Here is a 3719-nt window from a genome sequence, read left to right on the forward strand (position 1 = left end):
AAAAATGGACAAGGTGTATTAGTCAAGCCTCTAAAGAATTGAAGTAAGATTTTACGCTAAAAACCTCACTTTTAAGAATCCTCTCAAAAGGCACTTTTAGCGCATTATTTAACATCTCACAAATGCAATTTTGGAAAAGGTGTTATAAAAAATCACTCGTTTACAAACGCTGAGCTTCTCCACTATACAGCCAAATTACCAAGTAAGAAAAACTATAGATTATGAATTTAGGCAGAGCCTATGACAATATCCGAGAAAAAGGAACTTTAAAGAAAGATGGCAAGACCTACAAACGCCAACCCAAAATTAAAAAAGTTCTCAAAGGCAAAGAGACAACGATTTCTTTTGCCTTCAATCGTATTGTCAAAGGTTTTTACGGAATCATTGAAGCTGATGATTTACAACCCTCTCATTCCTCTGGCGTACAGAATCCTTTACACTTTTTGCCAGAAGCACAACCTAGAAACCGAAGTACCTCTCAAAGTGGAAGAGAAACTCCCCAACTGATAGCTAGAAATTTACGTCCCTCCGAAATTATTGAAGGAGCGAATGCCTATACAGGCGCACCAATAGCTAACCTTCGTGGAGAGGTCATACAAGGTAACGGACGAGCTGACACACTAAAAATTTATTACTCATTAGAACCCAATGGAAAAACCTATAACGAATACTTTTTTACAGGCTGTAATGCTAACTTTTTGGGTTTTTCGGCACGCACTATAAAAAAAGAACTTGCCAAATTCCAAAAGCCAGTTTTGATTCGTTTTGTGGACGTGTCTGATGAAGAGTTTATTCAGTTAGGACAGTTTCAAGCTAAAGATTTAGAAGCCGTTAGTTCAGAAAGTTCAGATACCAAAGCCAAAGTAAATCGTATTTCAGAAACGGACTTAGCCAAGATGGTTGAAGCTCTTTTACGTTATGACCGAAAAGATGATAGTCTCTCTGAAATCATACGCAATTCAAAAGCTCTTACTTATTTTGTTCGTGCTAAAGTATTACGAAATGATGAGCTAGAAAAATACACCAAAAATGGAGAAACTTCTGCCAAAGGAGTAGAGTTTGTTCGTCAGTTTTTACTTCAATTTGTTTTCGAACAATCTAAAGAACCAAATACAAGTGAAAAATTTAATAACCTTCCACATCACACACAAAGAGGTGTAGAAAAAGCACTTTTATATGTCTTGAAAGTGCATTGTTACTCGGATTGTGAGCAGTCCAATCATTCTATTACAAAAGAAGTAGGAAATGCCATTGGTGCAGCGTATGATTTACTTCAAACTAATCTCAGTTTCAATGAATGGAAAAATCAACCTTCTACTTTTGAAGCTGCTCCAGTAGAACGTTATTCTAGTTTAGAGTTAGAACTCGCTAAAATTTTTAGTGAAGGAAAAACTCAAAAAAGTATAGTAGATAGGTTTAAACAGTATGCTTACTATGCTACGGATAAAGAAGCTACTTTGGTAGAACCTAAACAGAAAGCCCTTCCCAAAGCTGAAGCTATCAAAAAATCATTTGGATTAAGTGGAATTGATGGGTGTGAGTGTGATAATGTAGCTTATCAAGACACAGAAACAATTACTGTAAAATTACCAGTTTCTATAAATACGTTTAAAAAGTATGGTAATAGTGTTCTTTGGGATAAGCAAAAAACAAGAAACTTGTCAGATTCAGAGTTTATAACACTTTGGAAATATACGCTTGCAGCAAACACCATGCTTTCAGATAGTATTTTTCCAAAAACAAAACATGGAGATAGACATGTACTTGCTCAATACGGAAAAAAAGAGCTAGTAAATAGTGCAAATAAGGAATTTGTAAGACGTGGTTTAGATAAAAAATATACTCTTTTTACAGAGCGCAAAGAGAAAAAATCGATACCAAAGAAAATAACTTCAAAACAGTCTCATACAATGACATTTGAGGAGTTTTCTAAAAAAACACTACTTACGAAAGCTCGTGATGATTTTAGTGATATGACGTTCTACTTTTATTTTGTAGGGTGGAAAAACGATGAGGTGTTTATCAGCGATTCGGAAGACCTCAAAGCCATAAAAGACACAAGAAAGGACTACAAAGAGTTTAATACTCTACGTGATGTGCTTACAAGAAATTCCATTTACTCTGTTTTTCCTAACCGTCCCAAAAAAGCTGAAGAAGTAAAAAGAGAAGCCTACAAAATCTATCTACAAAATACCTATCCAACCGTAGAGCCTACTTCCAACCCCAAAAATGAAGAGTTAGAAATCGCCATAGCCAAAATGAAAATGCTCAAACTAAAAGCCAAAGCTTTGCAGATGAAAGATTTAGAAGGTCTTTTGTACGGACTAGAACACATTTACGACGATTCAGAATTAGATGGTATTGGTCTTGATGGACTTGATGGAAAAGATGTGTATGAAATTGTCAATGAGAAGGTTTTAGAGACAATTGAAAGAGGAAATTTATCGTGGAGAAAGACATGGAAAATTAAAAGTAGGGGAGGAGCTGCTGCCAACTACGATAGTAAAAGAGCTTATTCAGGTGCAAACTTCTTTCTCTTGAATTTCATTTTGCCGTTGATGGGAGATGATTACGAATACCCTTATTTCCTCACTTTTAAGCAAATCAAAGCCAAAAAAGGAAAAATCAAAAAAGGCTCAAAGGGCTATCCGATTTTTTACTACAATGTTGTCAGAAAATATCAAGGCAAAAAAATAACTGACGATGAGTACAAAAGACTCAAAGCACAGGGCGTAAAAAACATTGAACAAATACGTTTTTTGAAGTATTACACCGTCTTTAATATTGCAGCCGTTGAAGATGTAGAGTTTGATTTGACAGCGTTGGAAAAAGGCGAAAAGGTAAATTATGAGTACGAAGCGATTGAAGCTGCTGAAAAGATTTACCACTATATGCCCAACAAACCCAGTTTAAAAGTAGATTCTCAAGCCTATTATTTTCCAAAAGAAGATTATGTAGGAATGCCTCCAGTCGTAACTTTTGAAAAACCACAGGCATTTTACAGTGTACTATACCACGAGCTTATCCACAGTACCAAACATCCCATAAGGCTTGATGACAAAACAAGAGGAGGGAAAAAGTTTGGCGATAAAGACTACGCACTAGAAGAGCTAGTTGCAGAATTAGGAGCGTGTTATTTGTGTGCCGAAAGTGGCATTCTATTTCACACTATCAACAATTCGGCAGCCTATCTCAAAGGTTGGAACGAGAAATTAGTAGCCTCCATCAAAGAAGACAAAACCTTCTTTTTGAAAGCTGCTGCAAGAGCGCAACGAGCCTCTGACTACATTCTTGACTACGACAAAAACGGTGTTCCAGCCTACCAACGAAATGAATATTACGAGCCTATTCCACTCAACCCAAGCATCGTAAAAACTCCTACTAAAGTGGTCAAATCTACTGAAAACGAAGATATAGAAATCGCCATAGCCAAAATGAAAATGTTACAACTAAAAGCCAAAGCCTTACAATTATGATACAACACTTAACTACTTCACAAGTAACCTCTCTACCTCCTAAGCTGCGTGAACTCTACGATGAAGCCAAAGAAATCACAATGAATTTCAATCCACGACTGATGGCAAATAAAGATATTGCTGATGCAGCTGATACTATTTATCAAAAAATATCACCATTTTTAGATAAAAAGAAAGCAGCTTCTCCAAAAAAAACGCCTGTAAAAAAGGCTACTACTCGTAAGAAAGTAGCTACAAAAAAAA

2 protein-coding genes are annotated in these 3719 nt (G+C 36.0%); both read left to right on the forward strand.

What is annotated here, in order from left to right; all coding sequences use genetic code 11:
* The first annotated feature begins 221 nt into the window (after positions 1 to 221).
* On the forward strand, positions 222 to 3476 hold the full coding sequence (locus QZ659_RS20325) for a zincin-like metallopeptidase domain-containing protein (protein ID WP_291728907.1): 3255 nt from the start codon (positions 222 to 224) through the stop codon (positions 3474 to 3476).
* The coding region (locus QZ659_RS20330) for a hypothetical protein (RefSeq protein ID WP_291728908.1) at positions 3473 to 3719 on the forward strand (247 nt) is incomplete at its 3' end. The genes QZ659_RS20325 and QZ659_RS20330, both read left to right, overlap by 4 nt.

The organism is Bernardetia sp. (genome assembly GCF_020630935.1).
GTDB lineage: Bacteria > Bacteroidota > Bacteroidia > Cytophagales > Bernardetiaceae > Bernardetia.

Coding starts and splice junctions, on each gene's coding strand:
- QZ659_RS20325 (WP_291728907.1), top strand. CDS start 222: ATGAATTTAGGCAGAGCCTATGACAATATCCGAGAAAAAGGAACTTTA.